This window comes from Nocardia sp. AB354, assembly GCF_049538315.1.
In the GTDB taxonomy this organism is placed as follows: Bacteria; Actinomycetota; Actinomycetes; order Mycobacteriales; family Mycobacteriaceae; genus Nocardia; species Nocardia nova.
Genome location: NZ_JBMVFU010000027.1, coordinates 80,467 through 104,950, shown reverse-complemented (window position 1 = coordinate 104,950; position 24,484 = coordinate 80,467). Strand labels below are relative to the sequence as shown.

The 24,484-nt window shown below is 66.3% G+C and carries 24 protein-coding genes, 1 tRNA gene and 1 pseudogene; 16 read left to right on the top strand and 10 right to left on the bottom strand.

All coding sequences use genetic code 11. The features are described from left to right. Nucleotides 1-5: 5 nt before the first annotated feature. The 3 genes and pseudogenes from ACPCUW_RS29695 to ACPCUW_RS29685 form a co-directional block, all read left to right on the top strand. A complete protein-coding gene (locus tag ACPCUW_RS29695; RefSeq protein WP_423428512.1) occupies nt 6-131 on the top strand; it encodes a 2-oxo acid dehydrogenase subunit E2 in 126 nt (41 codons plus the stop codon). A 173-nt stretch (nt 132-304) separates the two neighbouring features. Continuing rightward, nucleotides 305-793 (top strand): PaaI family thioesterase, encoded by a 489-nt coding sequence (locus ACPCUW_RS29690; protein WP_423428505.1) that lies wholly within the window; start codon nt 305-307, stop codon nt 791-793. A 114-nt stretch (nt 794-907) separates the two neighbouring features. Further along, nucleotides 908-1,066: pseudogene (locus ACPCUW_RS29685) on the top strand (transcriptional regulator); the annotation flags it as partial. A 426-nt stretch (nt 1,067-1,492) separates the two neighbouring features. On the opposite strand, the gene ACPCUW_RS29680 reads toward ACPCUW_RS29685, so the two are convergent. Further along, complete coding sequence (locus tag ACPCUW_RS29680) at nt 1,493-1,738, bottom strand: recombinase family protein (RefSeq protein ID WP_423428503.1); 246 nt, start codon at nt 1,736-1,738, stop codon at nt 1,493-1,495. A gap of 290 nt (nt 1,739-2,028) precedes the next feature. Between ACPCUW_RS29680 and ACPCUW_RS29675 the strand changes: the two genes are divergently transcribed. Continuing rightward, the gene (locus tag ACPCUW_RS29675) at nt 2,029-2,358 is read left to right on the top strand and encodes a hypothetical protein (protein ID WP_423428501.1); all 330 of its coding nucleotides are present in this window, start codon (nt 2,029-2,031) and stop codon (nt 2,356-2,358) included. A gap of 403 nt (nt 2,359-2,761) precedes the next feature. After that, nucleotides 2,762-3,121, top strand: coding sequence for a hypothetical protein (locus ACPCUW_RS29670; RefSeq protein WP_423428499.1), 360 nt, complete (start codon nt 2,762-2,764; stop codon nt 3,119-3,121). Between the two features lie 188 nt (nt 3,122-3,309). Here the strand turns inward: ACPCUW_RS29670 and ACPCUW_RS29665 are convergent, their stop codons facing one another. Further along, a complete protein-coding gene (locus ACPCUW_RS29665; protein WP_423428497.1) occupies nt 3,310-4,500 on the bottom strand; it encodes a PucR family transcriptional regulator in 1,191 nt (396 codons plus the stop codon). A 260-nt stretch (nt 4,501-4,760) separates the two neighbouring features. On the opposite strand from ACPCUW_RS29665, the gene ACPCUW_RS29660 reads away from it, so the two are divergent. After that, nucleotides 4,761-5,882, top strand: a complete 1,122-nt coding sequence (locus ACPCUW_RS29660) for an alpha/beta hydrolase (protein ID WP_423428495.1) — start codon at nt 4,761-4,763, stop codon at nt 5,880-5,882. Nucleotides 5,883-5,918: 36 nt separating this feature from the next. Here ACPCUW_RS29660 and ACPCUW_RS29655 read toward each other — a convergent pair whose 3' ends face one another. Next, nucleotides 5,919-6,479, bottom strand: coding sequence for a TetR/AcrR family transcriptional regulator (locus ACPCUW_RS29655; protein ID WP_423428493.1), 561 nt, complete (start codon nt 6,477-6,479; stop codon nt 5,919-5,921). Nucleotides 6,480-6,908: 429 nt separating this feature from the next. On the opposite strand from ACPCUW_RS29655, the gene ACPCUW_RS29650 reads away from it, so the two are divergent. Together ACPCUW_RS29650 and ACPCUW_RS29645 are read left to right on the top strand one after the other, a co-directional pair. Further along, nucleotides 6,909-7,358 carry a MerR family transcriptional regulator gene (locus ACPCUW_RS29650; protein ID WP_423428491.1) on the top strand — a complete coding sequence of 150 codons (450 nt, stop codon included), beginning with the start codon at nt 6,909-6,911 and terminating at the stop codon, nt 7,356-7,358. Further along, nucleotides 7,355-8,305 (top strand): SDR family NAD(P)-dependent oxidoreductase, encoded by a 951-nt coding sequence (locus ACPCUW_RS29645; RefSeq protein ID WP_423428489.1) that lies wholly within the window; start codon nt 7,355-7,357, stop codon nt 8,303-8,305. The genes ACPCUW_RS29650 and ACPCUW_RS29645 overlap by 4 nt, the downstream gene beginning before the upstream one ends. 223 nt (nt 8,306-8,528) lie before the next feature. Here ACPCUW_RS29645 and ACPCUW_RS29640 read toward each other — a convergent pair whose 3' ends face one another. After that, nucleotides 8,529-9,551 carry an AraC family transcriptional regulator gene (locus ACPCUW_RS29640; protein ID WP_423428487.1) on the bottom strand — a complete coding sequence of 341 codons (1,023 nt, stop codon included), beginning with the start codon at nt 9,549-9,551 and terminating at the stop codon, nt 8,529-8,531. A gap of 70 nt (nt 9,552-9,621) precedes the next feature. Here ACPCUW_RS29640 and ACPCUW_RS29635 point away from each other — a divergent pair, with 70 nt between their 5' ends. After that, nucleotides 9,622-11,238, top strand: coding sequence for a flavin-containing monooxygenase (locus ACPCUW_RS29635; RefSeq protein ID WP_423428485.1), 1,617 nt, complete (start codon nt 9,622-9,624; stop codon nt 11,236-11,238). 228 nt (nt 11,239-11,466) lie between these two features. Here the strand turns inward: ACPCUW_RS29635 and ACPCUW_RS29630 are convergent, their stop codons facing one another. After that, nucleotides 11,467-13,272, bottom strand: a complete 1,806-nt coding sequence (locus ACPCUW_RS29630) for a recombinase family protein (protein ID WP_423428484.1) — start codon at nt 13,270-13,272, stop codon at nt 11,467-11,469. On the opposite strand from ACPCUW_RS29630, the gene ACPCUW_RS29625 reads away from it, so the two are divergent. After that, a complete protein-coding gene (locus ACPCUW_RS29625; protein WP_423428483.1) occupies nt 13,247-13,708 on the top strand; it encodes a hypothetical protein in 462 nt (153 codons plus the stop codon). The two genes, ACPCUW_RS29630 and ACPCUW_RS29625, sit on opposite strands and share 26 nt — an antisense overlap. 69 nt (nt 13,709-13,777) lie before the next feature. After that, the gene (locus tag ACPCUW_RS29620) at nt 13,778-14,536 is read left to right on the top strand and encodes an SDR family oxidoreductase (RefSeq protein WP_423428482.1); all 759 of its coding nucleotides are present in this window, start codon (nt 13,778-13,780) and stop codon (nt 14,534-14,536) included. Nucleotides 14,537-14,568: 32 nt separating this feature from the next. On the opposite strand, the gene ACPCUW_RS29615 is transcribed toward ACPCUW_RS29620, so the two are convergent. The 5 genes from ACPCUW_RS29615 to ACPCUW_RS29595 form a co-directional block, all read right to left on the bottom strand. Further along, the gene (locus ACPCUW_RS29615; protein ID WP_423428481.1) at nt 14,569-15,018 is read right to left on the bottom strand and encodes a Zn-ribbon domain-containing OB-fold protein; all 450 of its coding nucleotides are present in this window, start codon (nt 15,016-15,018) and stop codon (nt 14,569-14,571) included. 179 nt (nt 15,019-15,197) lie between these two features. Then, nucleotides 15,198-15,269 (bottom strand) — tRNA-Val (locus ACPCUW_RS29610). 74 nt (nt 15,270-15,343) lie between these two features. Next, entirely contained in the window at nt 15,344-15,808 is a 465-nt protein-coding gene (locus ACPCUW_RS29605) for a peroxiredoxin (RefSeq protein WP_062999484.1), read from the bottom strand. Nucleotides 15,809-15,887: 79 nt separating this feature from the next. Further along, complete coding sequence (locus ACPCUW_RS29600) at nt 15,888-16,310, bottom strand: DUF3052 domain-containing protein (RefSeq protein WP_030518770.1); 423 nt, start codon at nt 16,308-16,310, stop codon at nt 15,888-15,890. Between the two features lie 177 nt (nt 16,311-16,487). Continuing rightward, entirely contained in the window at nt 16,488-17,045 is a 558-nt protein-coding gene (locus ACPCUW_RS29595; RefSeq protein ID WP_064902389.1) for a hypothetical protein, read from the bottom strand. A gap of 237 nt (nt 17,046-17,282) precedes the next feature. On the opposite strand from ACPCUW_RS29595, the gene aceE reads away from it, so the two are divergent. The 5 genes from aceE to ACPCUW_RS29570 all read left to right on the top strand — a co-directional run bounded on the left by aceE (nt 17,283) and on the right by ACPCUW_RS29570 (nt 24,373). Further along, nucleotides 17,283-20,231 (top strand): pyruvate dehydrogenase (acetyl-transferring), homodimeric type, encoded by a 2,949-nt coding sequence (gene aceE / locus ACPCUW_RS29590; protein ID WP_423428480.1) that lies wholly within the window; start codon nt 17,283-17,285, stop codon nt 20,229-20,231. Between the two features lie 78 nt (nt 20,232-20,309). Continuing rightward, a complete protein-coding gene (locus ACPCUW_RS29585) occupies nt 20,310-21,638 on the top strand; it encodes a PucR family transcriptional regulator (protein WP_063011308.1) in 1,329 nt (442 codons plus the stop codon). A gap of 128 nt (nt 21,639-21,766) precedes the next feature. Next, nucleotides 21,767-22,681 (top strand): ACP S-malonyltransferase, encoded by a 915-nt coding sequence (locus tag ACPCUW_RS29580; RefSeq protein ID WP_423428478.1) that lies wholly within the window; start codon nt 21,767-21,769, stop codon nt 22,679-22,681. A gap of 131 nt (nt 22,682-22,812) precedes the next feature. Beyond that, nucleotides 22,813-23,112: a meromycolate extension acyl carrier protein AcpM gene (gene acpM / locus ACPCUW_RS29575; RefSeq protein ID WP_030518485.1), complete on the top strand. Its 300-nt coding sequence runs from the start codon at nt 22,813-22,815 to the stop codon at nt 23,110-23,112. Nucleotides 23,113-23,122: 10 nt separating this feature from the next. Next, nucleotides 23,123-24,373: a KasA/KasB family beta-ketoacyl-ACP synthase gene (locus ACPCUW_RS29570; RefSeq protein WP_063011310.1), complete on the top strand. Its 1,251-nt coding sequence runs from the start codon at nt 23,123-23,125 to the stop codon at nt 24,371-24,373. Nucleotides 24,374-24,484: the final 111 nt, after the last annotated feature.

The window sequence follows — 24,484 nt, the reverse complement described above, 5'->3', positions numbered from 1 at the left end:
AGGTCGTGAGCCGAAAGATTATGCGCGTCACCATGTCCGCCGACCACCGCGCCCTCGACGGAGCCGTCGCCGCAGAATTCCTCGCCCAACTGAAAGAGCTGATCGAACACCCACTGCGCATCGTGATGTGAGGCCGGTGCGGCGTGGGCAGGCGGCGGAGGCTCCCCCACGCCGAATCGCCGTTGAGCCAGAACTTGAAGTTGACGTCAAGTTCAGATTAAATGGCAATCAGTCCAGTTGTGGTGCACCTCGGCTTCCCGGATTCGGCGGTGGAGCGTCGAGCACCCCGAAGAGGAGCCGGGTGATGAGCGGGCAGCAGGCGGAGAATCCGGAGTTCGCGCAGATCGTAGAGGCCGTCGTCCTCGGCATGCCCGCGGCGCGACATCTGGGGTTCTCGTTCCGCCGCGTCGAACGGGGCGAGGTCGAGATCGTGCAGCCCTATCGCACGGAGTTGACCGAGCACAACGGCAACTTTCAGGGCGGCGTGATCGGGTCGCTGGCGGACTTCGCCGGTGGTTCCGCGGCGGGGACGCTGTTACCGGCCGGCTGGGTGAACATGACGGTCGACTACACCGTCAAACTTCTGTCTCCGGCGCGAGGTGAGTATCTGGTGGCCCGCGGGCGGGTCGTGAAGCCCGGCAAGGCGCTCACCGTCGCGGCGGCCGAGGTCTACGGTGTCGACCAGGGTGCCGAAACCCTCTGTGCGACAGCGTTGGTCACGATGCGAAACATCGACCTGCGCAGACCAGGAGCTACGCCCGCGGTTTCCGCCGCCGGTCGCGGGGATGCGTGAGTCGACCGCTCGCCGGATTTCCCTGTTCGGGCCTACACGTGCGAACACATCCGCGGCAACCCGGTGATCGGCGCGATGGCGAGGCCGAATCGGCGCGCATTGTTACTGTTTTTCATGACCAGTGACTCGGCGCGGCGTAGAGAACAGCTGCGCGAATTCCTCCGCAGTCGCCGCGAACGGCTCGACCCCGCCGAGGTCGGGCTGGTGGCGACCGGACGGCGTCGCACGCCGGGCCTGCGGCGCGAGGAGGTCGCACAGCTCGCTGGGGTAACAATTGTGTTACGCACTCCATACGGGTTTACCTGGCCAAAGCAAAATCCCACTGGCTGTAACCAGCATATTTTGTTGGTCAGAAGCCGGACTACTGCGGCGTCGGCCGCGTTCCGGCCCACCGCGTTCCTCTCGGCCGCCACGTGTCGAGCCCGGTTGCGAGTTCCCGGAACGGGGATTCTCGGCACGGCATCGTCTGGAACGGCGAAGGCTTCCCGTCACCGCACCGATCGATGAATCAGCCACCCGCTACCGACTGAACCGTCCGACTAGCTCAGCCCTGCCGATCTACGATTCGCCTACTCCGGGCCGTCCAGCCCGCAGCAGCGGTGGGCAGCCGAGATGGAGGCACGTGGTGGCTACGCTGGTGAATTCGGACGTCGTTTATCGGTGACGGTGGCGCGCTGCTAGATCGTCAAGCCCGCCTCGTCACGTGCGATGACCTCGTCGCGACTGTGGTCGTCCGAATTGCTCGATCACGTTCTCGGTGTTCAACAGCCGCCAAACGTACGAGGGGTACCACTGCGGCCGACCCGATGCGGTGGGCGTGCCTTCCTCGTTGAGGATCCGGCAGATGGCGCGGTACCCGATGCCGCTGTGATGCATGGTGACGATCCGGAGGAGTACCTCGTCTGGGCAGCAGCGAGGCCGCCCACGCCGACGAGCGGGCGTCATTTCCGGCGTCCTCGGCCGCGCCGCCGACTAGGCCTCTCCGAGAACTGGCTGGACCGCAGAACGATGCACATCAGTCGCAGTAGAGCGTCAAGAATGATCTCGACGAGCCGGATCGCGCTGCTACGGTGGCATTTCGGTCCGAACAGAGCGACACACGCTGCCAGCGACGCCAAGACCGTCAGCGCGATCAACGGTGCCAGGAGCAGGAAGCTGATTACGGTGGGCGCCGCGGCCCAAGGAAGAACGACACCGCCTGCGCCCCAGCCGCTCTCGCGGCGGCACTGCACGATGTGTTCGCTGCCTCCAACCAGGCACCCGACAGCCTCGAGCTGTGGCTGGCCGTCACCGCCGAAGCCACCCGCCACCTCAGCAGCCTCGACACCACGTCGTCGTCGTGGCTGCCGGTGTTCACCGTGTACCGCGCCCAGCGCACCGACGCCCGCTACGACCCGGTGACCGCCACCGTGGAAATCACCAGCGGACCGCTCACCGGCACCCGCTACACCGATACCGCCAGCGCAGCCGACGCGGTCGCCACCGCCCACCCCGGCACCCACCAAGCCAGCAATGCCCAGACGCAGTTGCGGAGCTGGCGGCTGACCCCCACCGCATCACACTGACATCCTGACTGCCCTGTAGGGACAGGACCGAAAAGGGGCCGAGCGCACGCCGCTCGGCCCCTTTTCGCGGTATCGGGCCGAGTCCCGTCACCACCCTTCGCTTCCCCTGCGGCCCCCGGGAAAGGCCGCATCTAGCTGGGGTTGTGTACGGCTGGAGATGCTTTCGAGGTGCCTTCGAGAGATATTGGAGGGCGTCGGTGCTTGAGGCGGAGTTCGCCGGCACTCCTTCTTCTGCCACAGCGCGAAAAGTTGCCGCGGCCGAGGGCTGTCGAGTGGCTTCTTCGTGGGTGACCTCGCTCACCCCGGTGTCCAAAAGCGGGGGTTGCGAAGGCATTCAACTATTGAACACCTCTCTCGTCACCATACCGCCAGGACCGCTCGACCCGGCACAGGAAGGCACCCCATGGCCCCCACCGCCCACCACAGCGACCGCCCGAACCCCCACACCCAGCCGACCGACACCAACGCCCTTGACGCCCGGCCGGACGCGACGGTGACCCCGCTGCGGCGGAAACGAGCCCCGGCCGCGCCGACACACCGCCAGCGCCGCACACCTCCCCCGCACACGGGACGGATGTGGGTCGGGCCGACCAGCGAGCAGACCCGCCGCCTGGTCGCCGAGAGCCGCCTGCGGCAAGGACTACTGCCTCGGATCGAGAACCCCGCCGTGATCGAATCCCTCGGCTTGTTCCTCCGCAACACACTCGCCACCCTTCCCCTAGACCGGGAACACGACCGCGACAACGATCGCCGCGCCGCCTAACGCCACTACGGACGTCCGGTCAGTGTTTGAGCATTCGTGCGGCGAGTCGAGGGTGGCCGGGGTGGTGAGCGTGAAAACGCTTACCACCCCGGCTGGTCGATCAGCCCGTAATTTTCTGGAAGACAGGGAGGCGATTGGCCGGGCCGATCGGGGCGATCGGTCGACCAGATCCGCTGTGGCGCTTGGCATTACGTCACGGATGAGCGTTGGGTGTAGCTGCGCACGATCAAAGCGGAGCGTAGTCGCCACAGACCGGCCACGGTGAAGGGATCACAGCCGGTGATCTGATGGATGCGTTTGAGCCGGTAGTCGACGGTGTTGGCGTGCACGTGCAGCTCGGAGGCCGTGCGCCGACGGTCGGTGTCGTTGGCGAGATGGGTGGCCAAAGTGTGCACCAGCTCCGGATAACTATCCAGCGGGGACAGCAAAGCGCTGAGGACATCTCGAGCCGGGCCCGGACGGGTGAGCTGGAAATGCAGACTCAGATCACTCAACCGGTACAGGCCGGGCTCGACCCGCGTCGCGGTGGCGGCATCGAGGAAATCGTGTGCTTGGCAGCCCGCATCCGCAATATCGGAGACGGCGGCGGTCACGGCGACCGCGACCACGGCGCGCCCGATATTGGTCTCCAGGTCCCGGATCAGTTCGCCGAGATCGTCTTCGGCGACCAAGCCCTCAGGGATCAGCACGGTGCCGCCCTCGGCACCGAGCAGTGCAAGCGCCCGCGGTCCGCACCGCCGGGTCACCGCGGCCTCGAGACGGGAGGCGATCGCCGCGGACCGGCCATCCACCGGCCCCAGTATCGCTAGGGCGATGACGTGATACCGGATGCTGATCGCGACACCGCAATAACGCGCCAGCGGGCCGGCGTGCTCACCGCGCAGCAAAGCGACGGCAAGGGTGCGAGTCGCGGCATGGGTGTGACTGGTCGGTGCGGGCAGTTGGTGGGAGTAGGCGCGGGTGAGGCGCACATGCACCGATTCCAAAAGGTCGAGCTGGTCACCCAGTGCCGCGACCGCCTCGGCCGGGGTGCGCGCGAGTTGTGTGAGCCGCTCGGCCCCGCGCCGGAATCCGGTGTGGATCGCCTGCTGGAGACGATCCAGGCCCAGCCCGAGTTCTGCCCAGTGACGCGCCGCGAGTTCGAGTTCGCGCAAAACGGGTGCGAGGTCCTGGCCCTGGGACCCGTCCACGGCGAGGTCGGTGCATATCCGCACCACCTCGGCGCGCAGACCTTCGAACCCGGTCCGGGCCACACCCGCGACCGCGCGTCGGGAAGGGCCCGACCAGGCATCGATCCGCGAGGGTCCTCCTCGCTCGCGTGCGCTGTCGACCTCGGGCGGGCGGGTGGTGGTCTGGGACTGTTCGATCGAACTGCTCACGAGTCCGCGCTCCCTGGTTCTGATCGTAGGCACTCGAATGGGCGCGCCCCGGCTCGGGTGTGGTTATCGGTTCCCGAACGTCCGTGCCCTTCGAACGCTCGCAGGCGGTGAAGTCGCTGCGCGGCAAATCTCCAGTCCTGACCTGGCTCCGGCACCGATGCTATTGCTTTCTTGACTGGCATTCAAGAAGCCGTTTACTGTGACCCCGAGTACTTCTTGGATGGTACCCAAGAAGAGTGGCGAAGCGGGAGACGCGAATCATGGAAATCAGTGAGCCGGCCGAGCGCCATGGAACAGTCGCGGTGCGACGGCGTGAGGTCTCCTTCACCTCCGGTCAGGACACGTGTGCGGCATGGCTGTACACCGCACCCGACCTCAACGGCCCGCGCCCGATGGTGATCATGGGACACGGGCTCGGGGCGGTGCGGGAGATGCGCCTGGACGCTTACGCACAACGGTTCGCCGAGGCGGGGTGGTCGGTGCTGGTGTTCGACTACCGCCACCTCGGGGCCAGTGGCGGAGCACCGCGTCAGCTACTCGATATCGGACGTCAACGCGCCGACTGGCATGCCGCGTTGGCCTTCGCGCGCACGCTGCCGGAGGTCGATTCCGACCGGATCGCGTTGTGGGGCAGTTCTTTCGGCGGCGGCCATGTCATTCAGGTCGCCTCGGAAGACAGCCGTATCGCCGCGGTCGTGGCCCAGTGTCCCTTCACCGACGGACCGGCGTCGTTGCGCTCACGAATCCGGACCGGTCCATTGAGCGCGGTAGCGCTGACAGTAGTCGGGCTGCTCGACACGGTCGGTTCCTGGTTCGGCGCGAAACCGATCCTGCTGCCGATGGCGGGCACATCCTGGATGCCCGCGTTCGTCGCCTCACCCGACGCTCTCGCCGGATCCTCGGCACTCCTACCCGCAGGAACCCGGCTCTCGCGGCGCACCAGCACACTGTTGAATCGGCTGCCGTCGGTACGGGCTCAGGTGTCGAAGAACATCGACCTGACGGAGGACAATGGCTGGGACGCATCCGTGACCGGTGTCGGCCGCGACAGCATGTGGGGTGTCTTGCGCGGCCCGGATGGTGACTTCGATGCCGCCAACGCCCTGGCCGCACGGCTGGCGCTGCGCCTGCCCCTCGATCGGCCCGGTCGCGCACTGGCACGCTTCGAAATTCCGACGCTGCTGTGTGTCTGCGACAACGACGCCGCCGCGCCCGCGAAGACCACCAAGCGTCACGCGCAGGGCTTGGCACACGTGCACGTCCAGAACTACTCGTGCGACCACTTCGGCATCTACGTGGGCGAGCACTTCGAACGCGCGGTGCGTGACCAACTCGATTTCCTGGCAACACAATTCGACTGCACCGCAGCCACCACGCAGTAGGTGCCCCGGGCTCGTCGACGCGGGCAGGCTGAGCTCTCAGCCGGCGGCTGCAGCGAGACCGCGAGCGCTGTCGAGCAAGGTCTCGATCACCGCGCGCCGCTGGGCCCGCTCGTTCGGATGCGTCAGCATGCCCTCGACAACGAAAACGCCGATCTCGACCAGCGGATCGACCTTGTGCGCGGGCACGCCAAGCTCGATCAGCTCTGCCCGGAACAATCCCTCGGCCAGCGCGTGGAACTGCTCGTGCCATTCCCGAATGGACGCGGACTCCTCGGCGCGCGTGTGCACCGTGCTCACCAACCGGCCCAGCTGCTCCAATTCCTCGACCAGCCACAACAGCCGATCACCCAGCCCCGAGCCCAGCACCTGGCTGTAGGAGGCCATCGAGTCGGCCAGGACCGCGTCCAGGACCGCGATCAATACCGCGTCCTTGTCCTGGAAGTACCAGTACAGCGTGTTCGACACCACCCCGGCGTCGCGGGCGATCCGTGTCATCGACGCCGCGTCGTAACCGTGCTCGACAAACAACCGCCGAGCCGCTACCACGATCTCAGCGCGTTTCTCTTCCCGATCCTGCGGGCGTCTATTGCGAGGCATCTCCAGTCCCGACCTAGTTCCTGCCACGATGCTATCTTGGCCAGCCGCCAAGAACGGCCGGGGCGGGTAAAGCGTCGAGTAGGCGATCCGACGAACATGCTCTTCTGCCGCTGCGCGCGCGTTGGACAGCCGACCGGATCGGTTTGTTCGGCAAGACTTCTCAACGCGCACTCGTGCCGATTTGAGTATGGTGCAACCCTGTTGTCCGACTCGGTCGGCCAGTGTTCGGAGCGGGCAATCGAGCGAAGAGTGATGACTGATCCCAGTTGGCAGTTCCTTCGGGGACGAAAAGCATTCCAGCGGGTACTTACCGGCGAAGCGTTCGGCAAAGTCGTCCTGTCATGCCCCTGACGAGGACGGATGCCCCAACGCCATCCGTGGCGGCCGAGGGATTGACTTGAAGCGGTTCAGGTCCTCGATACTCGGAGCGTGACCGAGCAACAGTGGACGATCGCACAAGCATCGGCGCTGACAGGCCTGCCGGAGAGCACCCTGCGGTACTGGGAACGGATCGGGCTCGTTCGTTCCGTCGAACGTGATCGTTCCAGTGGTCATCGCCGCTACACCGAGGACGACATCGACACTCTCGACACGCTCGGCAACCTCCGCGCGGTCGGCATGTCGGTCGCCGACATGCGCCGCTACCTCACCGGTCGACAGCGCGGCGACGATGCTGCAGGAGAGCAGAAAGCCTTGTTCCAGGCCCACGCACAGCGCCTGGCCGAGGAGATCGAAACGCTCGAGCTGCGTCGCCGCTACCTCGAACTCAAAGTTCGCTACTGGGCCGCTCGCGAGCAGGGCGATCTCGACGAAGCAGCCGAGATCGCCACCCTGATCCGACCATTGATCGACCGCGTCAACCCGAAGGAGACCACGTGAACACCACACCGGCCACGTCTCGATTCGACTGGCATTCGACCGCCGCCGAGGTCATCGACGGCGTCGATCTCACCGGGCGCCGAGCCTTGGTCACCGGCGCGGCGAGCGGTATCGGCGTCGAAACCGCCCGCGCGCTGGCTGCCGCGGGCGCCGAAACCATCCTCGCCGCACGCGATCTCACCGCCGCCGCCGCTGCTGCGGACGACATCCGCGCCGGCACCGGCAACGACAACGTTCACATCGCCCACCTCGACCTCCTCGACCGTGCTTCGATCGACTCGCTCGCGGTCGCCACCATCGCCAGACCGCTGCACATCCTCGTCGACAACGCGGGCGTCATGGCCATCCCCGACCTGCGTCACAGTCCCGAAGGCCACGAGATGCAGTTCGCCACCAACCACCTCGGACACTTCCGACTCGCCACCGCGCTCCTGCCCGCATTGCGAGCAGCTGGCGGCGCCCGCGTCGTTTCGGTCAGCTCGAGGGCACACCTGAACTCGCCCGTCGTCTTCGACGACATCGACTTCCGGGCGCGCGCCTACGACCCGGCCTTGGCCTACGCGCAATCCAAGACCGCCAACGTGCTCTTCGCTGTCGAAGCCGCACGCCGCTGGGCCGAGGACGGCATCGAAGCCAATGCCGTGCATCCCGGCGCCATCCTCGACTCCAACCTCGTGCGTCACTACGACAGAGCCACAGTGGACCAGCTTCGAAACTCGCACCGATACACCTTCAAAACCCTCGCCCAAGGCGCAGCCACCAGCGTCTATGTCGCGACCTCACCCGAACTCGCCGGGACCGTCGGCCGCTACTTCGAGAACTGCCGAGAAGCCGACCCCGACAACCCGACCGCCGCCGGAATCGATGCCGCCGGAGTCGCCGCCTACGCCCTGGACCCCGAGAACGCCCGCCACCTGTGGGACCTTTCCGAACAGCTCAACAACTGAATCCACAGGACAACCACGCTGTGCCGCGCAGCTGTGTGAACCCGCTGTGATCCCGATCAGCCCGTGTGGAGGTTCGAGGCGTTCGTGGGCGAGGTGCTGGACTGTATCCGGTGATGGAACGAGGTCCACACGATCGAGGCACAGGGCGGACTGACGCCGCTGCAGTCCTCGCACGAGGATCCGGCGTCGATCTATGACGCCGATGCCTCCCGGCTGTCGATGTTCACTCTCGGCTCGTGCTAGCCGCGTGTCGAAGTGGGTGGTGTTGTTGCGAGCCAGCGGTGGAGGTGATCTGGAATTGCTTGGGGGTCAATCCCTTCCAGCGTTTGAATGCGTGGATGAAGCTCGCGGATTCGGCGTAGCCGAGGCGGATGGCCACGTCGTGTACCGACAACGCGCCGGTGCTGAGCATTTGTTCGGCGAGTGTTTCGCGAACCTCGTCGCGCAGGATCTGGTAGCTGGTGCCCGCTTCGCCGAATCGTCGTCGCATGGTTCGGGTGCTGAGGTGGAGTGCGCGAGCGACCTCGTCGGGCCCGGCCGTGCCCAGGTCGACGTGGGTGAGCAGGTCTCTGACTTGTGCCGCGATGCCGTGGCGGTGTCGGCGTGCGGTGACCAGTTGCCGGCACTGCTCTTCGGATTGGGCGAGGGTGCGTGGATCGGCTCGAGGAAGTGGCTGGGTGAGCAGGCGCGGGTCGAACGCCACGATGTTCTCGGGCCGGTCGAAGATCGGTAGCTGGTGGAACAGTTCCTCGAAGGAGGTAGGCGAGGCCGGTCGTGGGCGGCGGATCTCGACGCGCGTTGGTGAGAACTGGCCGGGGAAGAGGTCTTCGATCACGGTGAGGATGGCCGCTGCGTCGCGATCGAGGAGGAATTGTCGTGCCGGTGGTGTGAGGGCGCTGTCGTCGAGTCGCACGATTACCTCGGCCTCGGACACTTCAACTCGGGGAACGCAGAAAGCGAAGGTCAGGTCGAAGTAGCGAAGGAAAAACGACAGGGCCTCGCCCAGGGTGGGACTGGCCAGGCAGGCGAATCCGAAGATGCCGAATGTGGTGGTGCGGTATCTGCGGCCGAGGTCGAGCCCAGGGTGGTCTTCCTCGGTGAGCGCGGTGGCCAGATTGGTCGCGACGGCGAGTTCCTGCGCGGCGGAAACGTGCGCGTGAGGGTCGGCGAGGTGGGCCGCGGTGAGTCCTGAGCCGTCGAGTGTCTGCTCGAGGGTGAGTCCGTGGTCGCGGGCGAACTGGGACATCAGGGCGACGCTGGCAGCCGACCGGGGAAAATCGTGAGTGGAAACCGCTGCGGCCGGGATAGATCCCGTCATGACCAGCGAGTTTACAAGTCTGCCGAAGGTTTGGCCAAAATTATCAATTTTCTGGCCGCGCGGATCTACGTCCCGCGATGCTCCGTGGTTAGCGTCGAGGACCATGCGAGATGGGACAACAAGCGTGGCGGACACGGTATCGGTGGCCATAGTCGGTGCGGGTTTCGCCGGGCTGGCGATGGCCAATGAGCTGTTGCGGGCGGGCATCGGCGATTTCGTGATCTTGGAGAAGGCGGTTCGGGCGGGCGGGGTGTGGCGCGAGAACACCTATCCGGGTGCCGCCTGCGACGTGCCCTCGCCGTACTACTCGTTCTCCTACGCCCCGAAGCCGGACTGGACCCGGCGCTATGCCGGTCAGGCTCAGATCGAGAGCTACCTGACCGGTATCGCGTCCACGCCCGACCTGCGGGACCGGATTCGGTACGGCGTGGACGTGACAGACGCACGGTTCGAGGAGTCCGAGGGGCTATGGATCCTGTCCACCGCCGACGGCGGTTCGGTACGAGCTCGGGTGTTCGTGCCGGCGACAGGGCAGCTGTCTCGTCCGGCGATGCCCGACATCGAAGGACGCGAACGGTTCGAGGGCGAATCGTTTCATTCGGCGCACTGGCGTCATGATGCGGACCTGCGGGGACGGCGGGTGGCGGTGATCGGCGCGGGCGCGAGCGTCATCCAGTTCGTTCCGCGAATCCGACCGCAGGTCGCACAGTTGACCCTGTTCCAGCGTTCGGCGCCCTACATCCTGCCCAAACCGGACGGTGAGTATCGGTCGATCCATCACTCCGCTTTCCGGCGGCTGCCCCTGCTGCAAAAGCTCGAACGTGGCCTGTGGTGGACCCTGGGCGAAGTGTGGACGCTGGGTATCACCGGTAACCGGCGGATCAGCGCTGCGGTCGAAGCCGCGGCGAGGTGGCAGCTGCGACGGCAAGTGGCCTCGGCGGCCTTGCGGCAGAAGCTGACACCCGACTACCCGGTCGGCTGTAAGCGAGTGCTGTTCGCCAACGACTACTACCCCGCTCTGACCGAGCCCAACGTCGACGTCGTCACCGAACGCATCACCGAGATCACCGCACGTGGTATTCGCACCGCCGACGGCGTCGAGCACGCGGTCGACGTGATCATCTACGGCACCGGATTCGCCACCCAGGAATTCCTCGGACCGATGACGGTGCGCGGGCGTGAAGGCCGCGAACTCAGCGCCGTGTGGGCCGATGGCGCCCACGCTCATCTCGGCATGACCGTTCCGGGATTTCCGAACATGTTCCTCATGTACGGCCCCAACACCAACCTCGGCACTGGTTCGATCATCTACATGCTGGAACGGCAAGCCCGCTACATCCGGCAAGCCGTCGAGGTGTTGGCGCGAAACCCAGGTGCAGTCCTGGAGATCCGCGCGGAGGTCGAACAGCGCTACGACGACGAGATACAGCGACGCCTCGCCGGCTCGGCGTGGGCGGGTTGTGTGAGTTGGTACAGATCCGCCTCCGGTCGTATTTCCAGCAACTGGCCAGGATTGGTCTCGGAGTATTCCCGACGGACGGCGACGTTATCGCTCGCTGATTTCCACGCCACTGCAGTCTCGCGAGGATCCGACATCGCCGAGGCGACCACATGAGACGAGCGAAGTGAGGCCACCGCGGCGATTCAGCGGCGCGATGTGGAGTTCCCTCTCCGACGGCGCGCCGCGCGCGGGGTTGTTCCTCGAGCCGATACCAGGAGAGTGGTTCCACGCGTTGGCCCACCGGAGATCGTGGAATTCTTGACGACGGTGGGTCTGCCGACAACCGAGGTACAAGGCATTCGACCGCGACCACGGCCATCGTGCCGCGTAGCCCGGTGCGGACTACCCCAGATCGCGCCACAGGATTTCGACCGAGGACTCATCGAAGCGCCACGTCTTGCCGTTCTGGTCGATCCACCTGGTGGCATACACGCGCGTGGGTTTGACGATGACTTTCTCGATCAGCCGCGCGGCGGCCTCGTGCCGCCACCGCGACCCCTTCGTGTCCCACGCCTTGCGTAGTTCGGCCGGTGTGGACCCGATGTCGGCCAGCACGGCCAACGCTTGCGTGCTCCGCAGCGAATCCTGCTCGCTGCGAAGGTCTTTCAATGTCTGTTTCAGACCCGCGATGGTGCGTTCGATAACCCGCAAGTCGTCGGCGTCCCGCGCGCCGGTCAACACCTCGGTGCGGCGGTCGGGTTCGGCGTCCAGATTCCCCGTCGTCGTCTCGATCCGCTGTTGCAGCGCTGCGATCCGCCCGGCGTGGTCGTTACCGCGATCCAAACGAGCCAGGATTTCCGGGTTCTCGTATTCGGCGATCACCGCCTGCGCCACGAACATTTCCAGCGCGCCAGCGTCGCGGAACACCCGCCCACACCCACACCGCACCCGCGCCGAATCGACGGCCTGGCACCCGTAGCGGCGCTGGATGACCGTGCCGTGCTTGCGCTTGCGCTCGATCAGTGAACCCACCAGCCACCCGCCGCAATACTCACCCGCCCGTTCGGTGCCCGCTTTCCAGGTCCCGCCACACTGAGCCAGCCCGGTCAGCCAGTACTCGCCGTTGCGCTGCCGGGGCCGCTGCGGATCCTTCCCGCTACGGTGCGCGATCAACGCCGCCCGCATCGCCTCGTGCTCGGTACGAGTGAAGATGCCCGGCCACTGGGCGCGGTAGATCACATACGCCTCCAGCAGCAGCTGCTGCGACAGTTTGCCCACCCGCCACCGCCAGCCCTCGGACGTGGTGATCCCGCGCGCGTTCCAATCGGTGATGATCGCTGTCTGCGACTCGCCGTTGATCACCCGATCCCGGCCCTCGCACAGTACCGCGACCTCCTCCGCTCGTAGCGCACGCCGATCCAGGATTTCCGCCCCCGTAATAGGGTGCGTGCCAACAACTTTGCCGTACCCGAACCGGCGCGAACCACCCTGCATCACCCCCTTCTCCGCTTCCTCGGTCATCCGGTCCAGCAGATTCTCGGTGTTGACCTCCCGGTACTCGGTCGCCTCAGCCACCTTCACCGTGAAGTTCTTCCTGCCCACGCCTGTGGTCAGGTCGTACTCGTGGTCCTTCATGAACACGAACCGCACACCCTCATCCCGACCAAGCTTCATCAGCTCGTTGCCCAAGTCGTAATCGCGTGTCAACCGGGCCACATCGCGAGCGAGAACTATCTTCGTCGGGCCGGGCATCACCAACTCGAGCAGTTCCCGCAACGCCGGACGATTCGGATCCGCGCCCGACATGTCGTTGTCACAGAAGATCCGCGCCAGCCGCAAGCCCTTCCGCTCCGCATACGCCACCTCATGCTTGGCCTGCAACCGCACCCCCTCCGCGCCGTCTTTGTCGTCACGGGAGATACGCACATACCCGTACGCCCACTCCGCCGGGTCCACCCCAGTCGGCGTGTCCTGGTACACGTGGCTCGAGCAGGGGCGCGATATCAAGGTGTCGACCGAAGTGCTGGACGCGATCGCGAGCGCACTGCGATTGACCGAGTAGGAGCGGGCCCACGTGTATCGGCTGGCGGGGATGAATCCGCCTCGGGCCGTGCGGGATCGGGATGCACAGGTCACCGCGGAACTGCGGCATCTGCTCACGGTGTGGTCACCGCGGCCCGCGGTGCTGCGTGACCGGTACTGGAACATCCTGGCCGTCAACGACGGGGCACGGATAGCCTTCGGCTACGACTGCGACGACTACAACTGTCTCGTCTCGTTTTTCACCAACGCGAGCTACCGGGAAATGCACCTGCACTGGGCCGCCGCCGCACCGGCGGTCGTCGCCGCCTATCGCGCGGATGCGGCGCTGAACGATCCCGAATTCGACAGGGTGATCACCGAACTCTCCACGATCAGCGCGGAATTCGCCGAACTGTGGGCCCGGCAGGAGGTGGGCGCCCCGACGCAGGCGGTGCACGCGGTGCGCCATCCGGCGGCGGGCGAACTGTTCTTCGACACCACCACGTTGATCGTCGCGGACCATCCCGATTGGCATCTGGTGCTGTACAACCCCCGGCCGGGCACCGGGACCGAGCAGCGGCTGAGCCTGCTGACGCGGGATCAAACGACCGCACCCGCATAGCCTGGTGGTGGTTATCCCACGTTGATCTCGCACTGGTTGTCGAGTCCGGCCCTCGGCAGGCTTCTTCCCATGGCACACAACAGATTCGACGGCAAGATCGCACTGGTCACGGGCGGGACGAGCGGTATGGGACTGGCCACCGCGCGGCGGTTGCGTGACGAGGGCGCGCGGGTGATCGTCACCGGCCGCGACCCGGGCCGGCTGGCCGCGACCGCCGATGAACTCGGGCCGGAGGCGCTCGCGATCGCCGGCGACACGACCGACCTCGCCGCCATCGATGCCGTCTTCGAGACCGTCCGGAACAGGTACGGCCGATTGGACGTGCTCTTCGTGAATGCGGGCATCGGATTCTTTCCACCGACCGAGGCGGTGACCGAGGCCGATTTCGACCGGGTGATCGGTGTCAACCTCAAAGGGGTGTTCTTCGCCGTGCAGAAGGCGATTCCGCTGCTGGCCCCCGACGCGGCCGTCGTGATCAACGCCTCGTGGGCACTGCACCGCGGCATGCCGTTCGGCTCGCTGTATTCGGCGACCAAGGCCGCGGCGCACAATCTGGCACGCACGTTCGCTGCCGAATTGGGCGCCAAGGGAATTCGGGTCAACTCGGTGAGCCCGGGATATATCGACATCCCCGCGCTGCGGGCCGAGCTTCCCGAGGCCGTGCAGAGCGCTGTGGCCGGCGATATCGTCGCCGGCCGGATCGGGTCCGCCGAGGACGTCGCCGCCACCGTGGCCTTCCTGGCCTCGTCCGAGGCGTCGTACATCACCGGCCAGGATCTGCTCGTCGACGGAGGACTGGTGGGCCTGGTTCCGAGCGCTGCGACCTGATCCCCCGGCCATAGCACTGCGCAAAACGCGGTTCACCGGGGCGCGTGGGCTCCTCTGTCGGAGGCGGCGGAAGTCACCGATTCGCGCCGGCACTGCCGGTGCCGGCGATCGGCACACACCACGAAGACCGGAAATCTGTCGTCTCGCGGCCGCGGCTGGAAATGCACCCGCACCGGCCGATCCGACAGCAGCGGCACCTCCCCCTCCAGCGAGGTGTAGACCCACGGCCCCTCGTCGAGTTCGACGATCGCGACCGTCGACGGCGCCGGCGCACCACCAGCACCGCCACGGTCCACCACCCGCCACGACACGATCGAACCCACACCCGACGACGGCACCCGTTCCAGGTCATCCGACGCACACGAGGAACACCCCGCCGTGAGCGGCGCGAACAACTTGTCACACTTCGCGCATCGCCGGATCATCAAGATCTCTTCCGTGGTGCCGGCATGGGACCTGTGCCGAAGCTCGGGTGCAGACATCGAATCCTCCGCAACGTGACCGATAGATACGAACTCAAGGTTCGTCGCCGGCGAGCACCATCGCGACGGTAGAACTACCTGTGCGTATACCTATTTTTCGGAGACCGACGTGCCGAGCCGCGAGCCCCACGGATTCGACGCGGGGCACATTGCAGGCCTTCTGACCTGCACAGACAGAGTGGGCGCAGAGGGGTTCGAACCCCCGACCGCTGGTGTGTAAAACCAGTGCTCTACCACTGAGCTATACGCCCGGACTTCACCGGCCGGGCGGCGGTGAAGATGGTGTGCTGCGCGGGGCCGGTTGACCGGGACCGTGCGCGGCGGTTCATGAATCTAGTGCAGTGAGCGCTTTCTCCCAAGCCGCCTGGTCACGGGGCTCTCCGGGGCCGTTCATCTCGGCGAAGCGGATGATTCCGTCCTTGTCCACGACGAAGGTGCCGCGGTTGGGGAAGCCGGTTTTGTCGTTGAAGACACCATAGGCCTGGGTGACGGCGCCGTGCGGCCAGAAATCCGACAGCAGCGGGAAGGTGTAGCCCTGCTCGGCCGCCCAGATCTTGTGGGTGGGCGGGGGTCCGACGGAGATGGCGAGGATCTCGGCGTTGTCGTTCTGGAACTTCGGCAGTTCGTCGCGCACCTTGCACAGCTCACCCTGGCAGATGCCGGTGAAAGCCAGCGGATAGAAGACGATCAGGACATTCTTGTGGCCCCGGTAATCGGCGAGGCTCACATCCTGGTTGTTCTGATCCTTCAGCGTGAAATCCGGTGCGGCCGTTCCCACTTCGAGCGGCATGCGCAGTCCTCCTGTCTTCGACGGCGGGCTGTTCCGGTACTCGGCGGCCGCCCGTGCGAAACAATAGTCACGCGGTGGATCAGCGCTGCTTCGAGGGCGTCTTGGGCTGCATCAGCTTGGTGCCGGTCCAGGTGCCGAGGCTGACCGGTGTGGTCGACGTCAACCCCGCGGTGGGGGCGGATTCGGCGATCTCGCTGGGGTCGACATGGCCGGGCTGACCGGTCTTGGGGGTGAGTACCCACACGACACCGTCCTCGGCGAGCGGACCGATGGCATCCATCAGCTCGTCGACCAGGTCCCCGTCTCCGTCGCGCCACCACAGCAGTACGACGTCGATCACCTCGTCGGTGTCCTCGTCGAGTAGCTCGGAGCCGATCGCGTCCTCGACAGACGCCCTCAACTCGTCTGCGGTGTCCTCGTCCCAGCCCAACTCCTGAACCGCCATGCCGTGGGCAATGCCAAGCTTCTGAGCGTAGTTCTGCGCGTCCGCCGCGGCGACCACGGTGGTGTCCTCCTCAACTCCCGACAACAGATAGTTGCAAGCGAACATGGTTATCGGCCGCAACGCAAGCCGATCCGCCCAAATAGCCTCCGAAATGTCGCGGATGCATGCCCCGGGGCGAAGCCCGCAGAGGCGGTTCGCAACGCCCTGAGCGGCCCCGGGACATCCGTTTCCCGGCTATCGCGCCGGGCATGCGGTCCGCACCGCGTTCAGCGCGTCGTTGACTCGCTTACTCGCGTCGTTGAGCGTGCCGACCGGTGCGGTGTAGGTCATCTTGCGGGATTCGCCGGCCAGACCGCGGGCGGCGTTCACGTATTCGGTGAGCTTCTGCGCGAGATCCGGGGGTAACGCGTCGCCGGCGGCGGTGACCCGCCCCTCCACGGTCCGCGCGGCGTCCTCGAGGGTCTGCGCGGCGGAATCGCGCTTGGCGTCCTGGTCGGGGGCGTTCGCATCGTGCGCGTCGACGAAGTCGTTGTACTTCGTCACCGCGGCACCGGTGGTGTCACGGAACGGTGTGCAGTTGTCGGCGACGGCTTTCGTCTGCGCGGCAGCCTTTTTCGACGAGGTGGCCGCGGCCGAGGACGCTGCCATCTCGGTCCGGAACGCGGCCGCGTCCGCCTGGTTCACGGTCGCGGTACCGTGGACAGCGGTAGAGCATCCTGCCACCACGAGTCCGGTGCCGACCGCCAAGGTCGCGCACGTCAGTCCGAACCCACGTGGGTTCAGCAGTTTCATCGTCCTCCCCGCTTCTCGAGCAGTCGAAAGAATGTCTTGTGGCGAGTTCGCTGCAACGAGCGTCACAGCCTAGCGAACGGTACTGGATTTACGGCTGACATGATGACCTGGGACGCATCATCGACAAGGATGTGAGGTGCGCCCCAAACCGTGAGCGACGGACGGCCCGCACACCAGCGGTGCTGCCCGGGGTTAGAGCCATCAGCTTGTCCACCCCCTGTACGAGGAGCATTGATTTTGACCGACCTGATGCACCCGATTTCGTCAAGTTCTGCATCCGACCCCGAGCCGACGAGCGCCAACGGTTCCGCCGACCACCAGTCGGCGCCCGCCCGCCCGGCCGGTGCGCGTGTGCGTGTGATCCGCGAGGGGGTGGCGTCATATCTACCGGACATCGACCCGGAGGAGACGAGCGAGTGGCTCGACTCCTTCGACGAGATGCTCGAGCGCGAGGGCCCCGGCCGCGCACGCTATCTGATGCTGCGCCTGCTGGAGCGCGCCGGTGAACGTCACGTCACCATCCCGTCGTTGACCTCCACCGATTACGTCAACACCATCCCCACCGAGAACGAGCCGTGGTTCCCCGGCGACGAAGAGGTCGAGCGCCGCTACCGCGCCTGGATCCGCTGGAACGCCGCGGTCATGGTGCATCGCGCGCAACGGCCGGGAATCGGTGTGGGCGGCCATATTTCGACCTACGCGTCGTCCGCGGCGCTGTACGAGGTCGGCTTCAACCACTTCTTCCGTGGCAAGAACCATCCCGGCGGCGGCGACCAGATCTTCATCCAGGGCCACGCCTCCCCCGGCATCTACGCCCGCGCCTTCCTCGAGGGCCGGCTGACCGAGGATCAGCTCGACGGGTTCCGCCAGGAATACAGCCACGGCGGTCCGGGCCACGGGCTGTCGTCGTATCCGCACCCGCGACTGATGCCCGATTTCTGGGAATTCCCCACGGTCTCCATGGGCTTGGGCCCGATGAACGCCATCTACCAGGCGCGCTTCAACCATTACCTGCACGATCGCGGGATCAAGGACACCTCCGATCAGCACGTGTGGGCCTTCCTCGGCGACGGCGAGATGGACGAGGCGGAATCGCGCGGCCTGGCCCATGTGGCGGCGCTGGAGGGTCTGGACAATCTGACCTTCGTCATCAACTGCAACCTGCAGCGGCTCGACGGCCCGGTCCGCGGGAACGGCAAGATCATCCAGGAGCTGGAGTCGTTCTTCCGCGGCGCCGGCTGGAACGTCATCAAGGTGATCTGGGGCCGGGAGTGGGACGCGCTGCTGGGCGCCGACCGCGACGGCGCGCTGGTCAACCTGATGAACTCCACCCCGGACGGCGACTACCAGACCTACAAGGCCAACGACGGCGCCTACGTGCGCGAGCACTTCTTCGGCCGCGATCCGCGCACCAAGGATCTGGTCAAGGATCTGACCGATCAGCAGGTCTGGAACCTCAAGCGCGGTGGCCACGACTACCGCAAGATCTACGCGGCCTACGCCGCGGCGCTGGCGCATCAGGGCAAGCCGACGGTGATCCTGGCCAAGACCATCAAGGGTTACGGCCTGGGCAAGCACTTCGAGGCGCGCAACGCGACGCACCAGATGAAGAAGATGACGCTCGACGATCTGAAGGCGTTCCGCGACGTGCAGCGCATTCCGATCACCGACGCCCAGCTCGAGGCCGATCCGTATCTGCCCCCGTACTACCACCCGGGCATGGATTCGCACGAGATCGGCTACATGCTGGACCGCCGCCGCGCCCTGGGTGGCTTCCTGCCCGAACGGCGTTCGACGGCAAAGCCTTTGCAACTGCCCGGCGACGCGCCCTACGCCTCGGTGCGCAAGGGTTCGGGCAAGCAGAACGTCGCGACCACCATGGCGTTCGTGCGGCTGATGAAGGAACTTTTGCGCGACAAGGAGATCGGCAAGCGCATCGTGCCGATCATCCCGGACGAGGCCCGCACCTTCGGTATGGACTCGTGGTTCCCGTCGTTGAAGATCTACAACCGCAACGGGCAGTTGTACACCTCCGTCGACGCGGAATTGATGCTGGCCTACAAGGAAAGTCAAGTGGGCCAGATTCTGCACGAGGGCATCAACGAAGCCGGATCGACCGCATCGTTCACCGCGGCCGGCACGTCGTACGCCACCCACGGCGAGCCGATGATCCCGCTCTACATCTTCTATTCGATGTTCGGGTTCCAGCGCACCGGCGACGGCCTGTGGGCGGCCGCCGACCAGCTGGCCCGCGGTTTCGTGCTCGGCGCGACCGCCGGGCGCACCACGCTGACCGGCGAGGGGTTGCAGCACAACGACGGCCATTCGCTGCTGCTGGCCTCCACCAATCCGGCGGTGGTCGCCTACGATCCGGCGTTCGCCTTCGAGATCGCCCACATCGTGCGCGACGGCCTGCGACGGATGTACGGGGGCGGGCGAGCGCAGCTCGGTCCGGGCGGAACCCTCGCCTCCGAGATGCCCGGGACCCATCCGGTGATGAAGGACGACGTCTTCGGCGGCGAGAACGTCTTCTACTACATCACCCTCTACAACGAGCCGTATCAGCAGCCGGCCGAGCCGGACGACCTCGACGTCGAGGGCCTGCTGAAGGGCATCTACCTCTATCGGCGGGGCGGCAGTAACGATGACGCGGCTGGCCGCGGTGGTGACGTGCGCGCCCAGATCCTGGTCGCGGGTGTGACGCTGCCCGACGGCCTGCGCGCGCAGGAACTGCTGGCCGAGGACTGGGGTGTGCAGGCGGACGTGTGGTCGGTGACCTCGTGGAGCGAGCTGCGCCGGGAGGCGCTGGCCAAGGAGATCCACACGCTGCGGCATCCGGATGCCGGAACCGACGCGCCGTACATCACGCGAGTGCTGTCGCAGGCGCAGGGGCCGTTCGTGGCGGCCTCGGACTGGATGCGCGCGGTGCCGGACCAGATCCGCAAATGGGTCCCCGGTGACTACACCACGCTGGGCACCGACGGATTCGGGTTCTCCGACACCCGGCAGGCGGCGCGGCGGGTGTTCAACGTCGACGCCCAATCCATCGCGCTGGCGGCGCTGGAGGCCCTGGGACGCACCGGCGGGGTCGATCCGTCGGTGGTCGCGCAGGCCGCGGCCCGCTACCGCATCGACGACGTCGACGCCGCGCCGAAATCGATGAGCAGCGAAGAACAGCTCGCGTGACCGTTCCGGTAGGGGCGCGAATCGCGCCCCTACCGGGGGGTTGCGGAGACCGACAGCGCGATGACGGAATATTGAACAGTGGAACGTAAACCGCCGCGGCCTCGCCGGGTTTCCGAGGGGTCGTCCGAGCACGAGGTCTATCTGCCGACCGGGGCGCTGTCCCCCAATCGGCAAACCCGCGATCCGCTGCCGGACACCCTGCTGAAACGGGTGAAGCAGTTCTCCGGGCGGCTGTCCACCGAGGCGATCGCCTCGATGGAGGACCGGCTACCGTTCTTCGGCGATCTGGATGCCGCCCAGCGCGCGGGCGTGCAGATGCTGGTGCAGACCGCGGTGGTCAATTTCCTGGAGTGGTTGCAGGATCCGGAAAGCGATATCCGTTTCAGCCTCGACGCGTTCCAGGTGATTCCGCAGGACCTGGCCCGCCGGCTGACCTTGCGGCAGACCGTCGACATGGTCCGGGTCGCGATGGAGTTCTTCGAGCAGTGGCTGCCGGCGCTGGCCCGCAACGACCGCCAGCTGGTGGCACTCACCGAGGCGGTGCTGCGCTACGGCCGCGAACTCGGTTTCGCCGCGGCGTCGGTCTACGCCTCCGCGGCCGAATCCCGCGGCGCCTGGGACACCCGCCTGGAGGCGCTGGTGGTCGACGCCGTGGTGCGTGGTGACACCGGCGCCGAAATGCTCTCGCGCGCGGCCACATTGAACTGGGATGCCACCGCCGCCGCGACGGTGCTGGTCGGCACACCACCGAAAGATCAAGTGGCCGTGGTGAGTTCGGTGCACGTCGTCGCCGCCCGGCACGGCCGCGCGGCGCTCGCGGTGGTGCAGGGTTCGCGGCTGGTGATGGTGGTCAGCGGCAATCTCGGCGATACCGGCTACCCCTCGCCGTTCCTGATGGATCTGCTCGCCGAGGCGTTCTCCGAGGGGCCCGTGGTGATCGGCCCGACCATGCGCACGCTGTCGGCGGCGCACGTCAGCGCGGTGGAGGCGATGGCCGGAATGGAGGCCGTGGTGGGCTGGCGGGCGGCGCCGCGGCCGGTGCACGCCTCCGAACTCCTGCCCGAGCGAGCCCTGCTCGGCGATCGGGCTGCGGTCGACGCTCTCAACGAGTATCTTGTGCTACCGTTGGCCGCCGCCGGGTCGGCCTTGTCGGACACCCTCGACGCCTACCTCGATTGCGGTGGAGCGGTCGAGACTTGCGCCCGGCAGCTGTTCGTTCATCCAAATACGGTCCGCTATCGGCTCAAGCGCATCGCCGAGGTCACCGGCCGGGATCCGATGAATCCTCGTGACGCCTATGTGCTCCGAATCGCGGCAACAGTGGGTCGTTTGACACGAATGCGTAACGAATCGTCTACACCTGCCTCAGAAGACTCGCAGGCAACTTTCTACGAAGATCGCCTGTAACGGACATCGGGGCGCTGTCGATCGCCTCGACCCACGTGCCGTTTTGTGGGGTCCACACAAAAGCGTCGCTCAAACATCATCGGCGCCGACATCTCCACGGACCCCCCTCACAGTGTTTTGTTAGAGGCGTGATCGCGTTGTTCGCCCCTGGACAGGGCTCTCAGACACCCGGCATGCTCGCGCCATGGCTCGATCTTCCCGGCGCGCGTGACCGCCTCGAACTGTGGTCCAAGGCCTCCGGCCTGGATCTGCTCCGCCTCGGCACCACCGCCACCGCGGAGGAGATCACCGATACCGCGGTGACCCAGCCGCTGGTCGTCGCTGCCGCGCTGCTGGCTTTCGCCGAGATTCCGCACGAAGCGGTCCCGGCGGATACCATCGTCGCCGGACATTCGGTCGGCGAGCTCGCCGCCGCAGCCGTCGCCGGTGTCGTCTCTCCCGACGACGCGGTGAAACTGGCCGCGATTCGCGGTGCGGAGATGGCCAAGGCGTGTGCGCTGGTTCCGACCGGCATGTCCGCCGTGCTCGGTGGCGACGAAGCCGCCGTGCTCGACCGGCTCGCCGAACTCGACCTGGTCCCGGCCAACCGCAACGCGGTCGGCCAGATCGTGGCGGCAGGCCGGCTGGATGCGCTGGCGGAACTGGCCGCGAACCCGCCGGAAAAGGCGCGGATTCGCGCGCTGCCCGTCGCCGGGGCCTTCCACACCGCGTTCATGGCACCCGCCCAGGACGCCGTGGCCGAAGCCATCTCCCAGATGGCCCCCGGTGAGCCGACCCGTACCCTGCTGTCGAACTACGACGGCAAGCCGGTCGACTCGGGCAAAGACGCCATCGAGAAGCTGGCGGCACAGGTGACCCGGCCCGTCCGGTGGGATCTGTGCACCGAAACCGTTCGCGCGGCAAGGGTTTCCGCGGTGGCGGAGTTGCCGCCGGCCGGAACCCTGGTCGGCATCGCCAAGCGGGAGCTCAAGGGCACCCCGAATCTGGCGCTGAAGACCCCCGAGAACATCCCCGCGTTTGTCGAGCTCTCGGCAACCGGCTAGCTTTCCTCGCGGCTCGCAGTGACGCGACCGTGAGCGAGCAGGACGAAACATTCGTCCACCTCGTACCGAAGAAATAATCGGGACCTCCGATTCACGTCGGACCAACGAAAGAACAAGAAGGGAGCCACCAAGTGGCCGCTCTGACCCAGGAACAGATCGTCGAAGAGCTCGGCAAGATCATCGAAGAGGTGACCGGCATCGAGCCCTCCGAGGTGACGATCGAGAAGTCTTTCGTCGATGACCTGGACATCGACTCGCTGTCGATGGTCGAGATCGCCGTGCAGACCGAGGACAAGTACGGCGTGAAGATCCCCGACGAGGATCTTGCCAGCCTCAAGACCGTGGGTGACGCCGTCTCCTACATCCAGAAGCTCGAGGCCGAGAACTCCGACGCGGCCGCTGAGCTCAAGGCCAAGTTCGACGCCCAGTAAGGCCGACACCGTGACCACTCCTTCCACTTTGAACGGGAACTTCCCGAACGTCGTCGTCACCAGCATGGCGGCGACCACGTCGATCGCGGGTGACGTCGATGCGACGTGGAAGGGACTCCTCAACGGCGAGAGCGGCATCGACGTTCTCGAGGATTCCTTCATCGAGGAATACGACCTCCCGGTTCGCATCGGCGGCCACCTGAAGGTTTCGCCGGACACCCTGCTCAGCCGGGTCGAGATCCGCCGCATGGCCTATGTCGAGCGGCTGGCGATGGTGCTGGGGCGCGAGGTGTGGAAGAACGCCGGCAGCCCCGAGGTCGACCCCGAGCGCCTGGCCGTGTCGATCGGCACCGGTCTCGGCGGCGGCGACGCGCTCATCGACTCGGTGGACAAGCTGAAGAACGGCGGCTACCGCAAGATCTCGCCGCTGGCCGTTCAGATGGTCATGCCGAACGGGCCGTCCGCTGTCGTGGGCCTCGAACTGGGGGCCAAGGCGGGAGTGGTCACCCCGGTCTCGGCATGTTCGTCGGGATCCGAGGGCATCGCCAACGCGTGGCGGATGATCGTCATGGGCGACGCCGACATGGTCGTCACCGGCGGTGTCGAGGGCTACATCTCCGACGTGCCGATCGCCGCGTTCTCCATGATGCGCGCGATGAGCACCCGCAACGACGACCCCAAGGGCGCGTCGCGGCCGTTCGACAAGGATCGTGACGGCTTCGTCTTCGGCGAGGCCGGTGCACTGATGGTCGTCGAGACCGAAGAGCACGCCAAGGCACGCGGGGCCACCATCCACGCTCGCCTGCTGGGTGCCGGCATCACTTCCGACGGCTTCCACCTGGTCGCCCCGGATCCCACGGGTGCCGGTGCGGCGCGCGCCATGGAGCGCGCCATGCAGACCGCCGGACTGTCGAAGTCCGACATCACGCACATCAACGCGCACGCGACCGCCACCCCGATCGGGGACACCGCGGAAGCGAACGCGATTTACAGGGCCGTGGGCAAGCACGCCTCGGTCTACGCGCCCAAGTCCGCCCTGGGCCACTCGATCGGCGCCGTGGGTGCCCTCGAGTCGGTGCTCACAGTGCTCAGCATTCGCGACGGCATCGTTCCGCCCACGCTGAACCTGGAGAACCAGGACCCGGAGATCGACCTGGATGTCGTGCACGGTGAGGCCCGTCGCCAGGACATCGAGTACGCGATCAACAACTCGTTCGGTTTCGGCGGCCACAACGTGGCGCTGGCCTTCGGACGGTACTGATCCGACTCGTCGACAACGTACTGTCGACAACTTCAGCGAACCCGGTGGGGCTTTTCGGCCAAGGCAGATCCCCTCGTCGAAAAGCCCCACCGGGATTTTTCATCTTTCGCA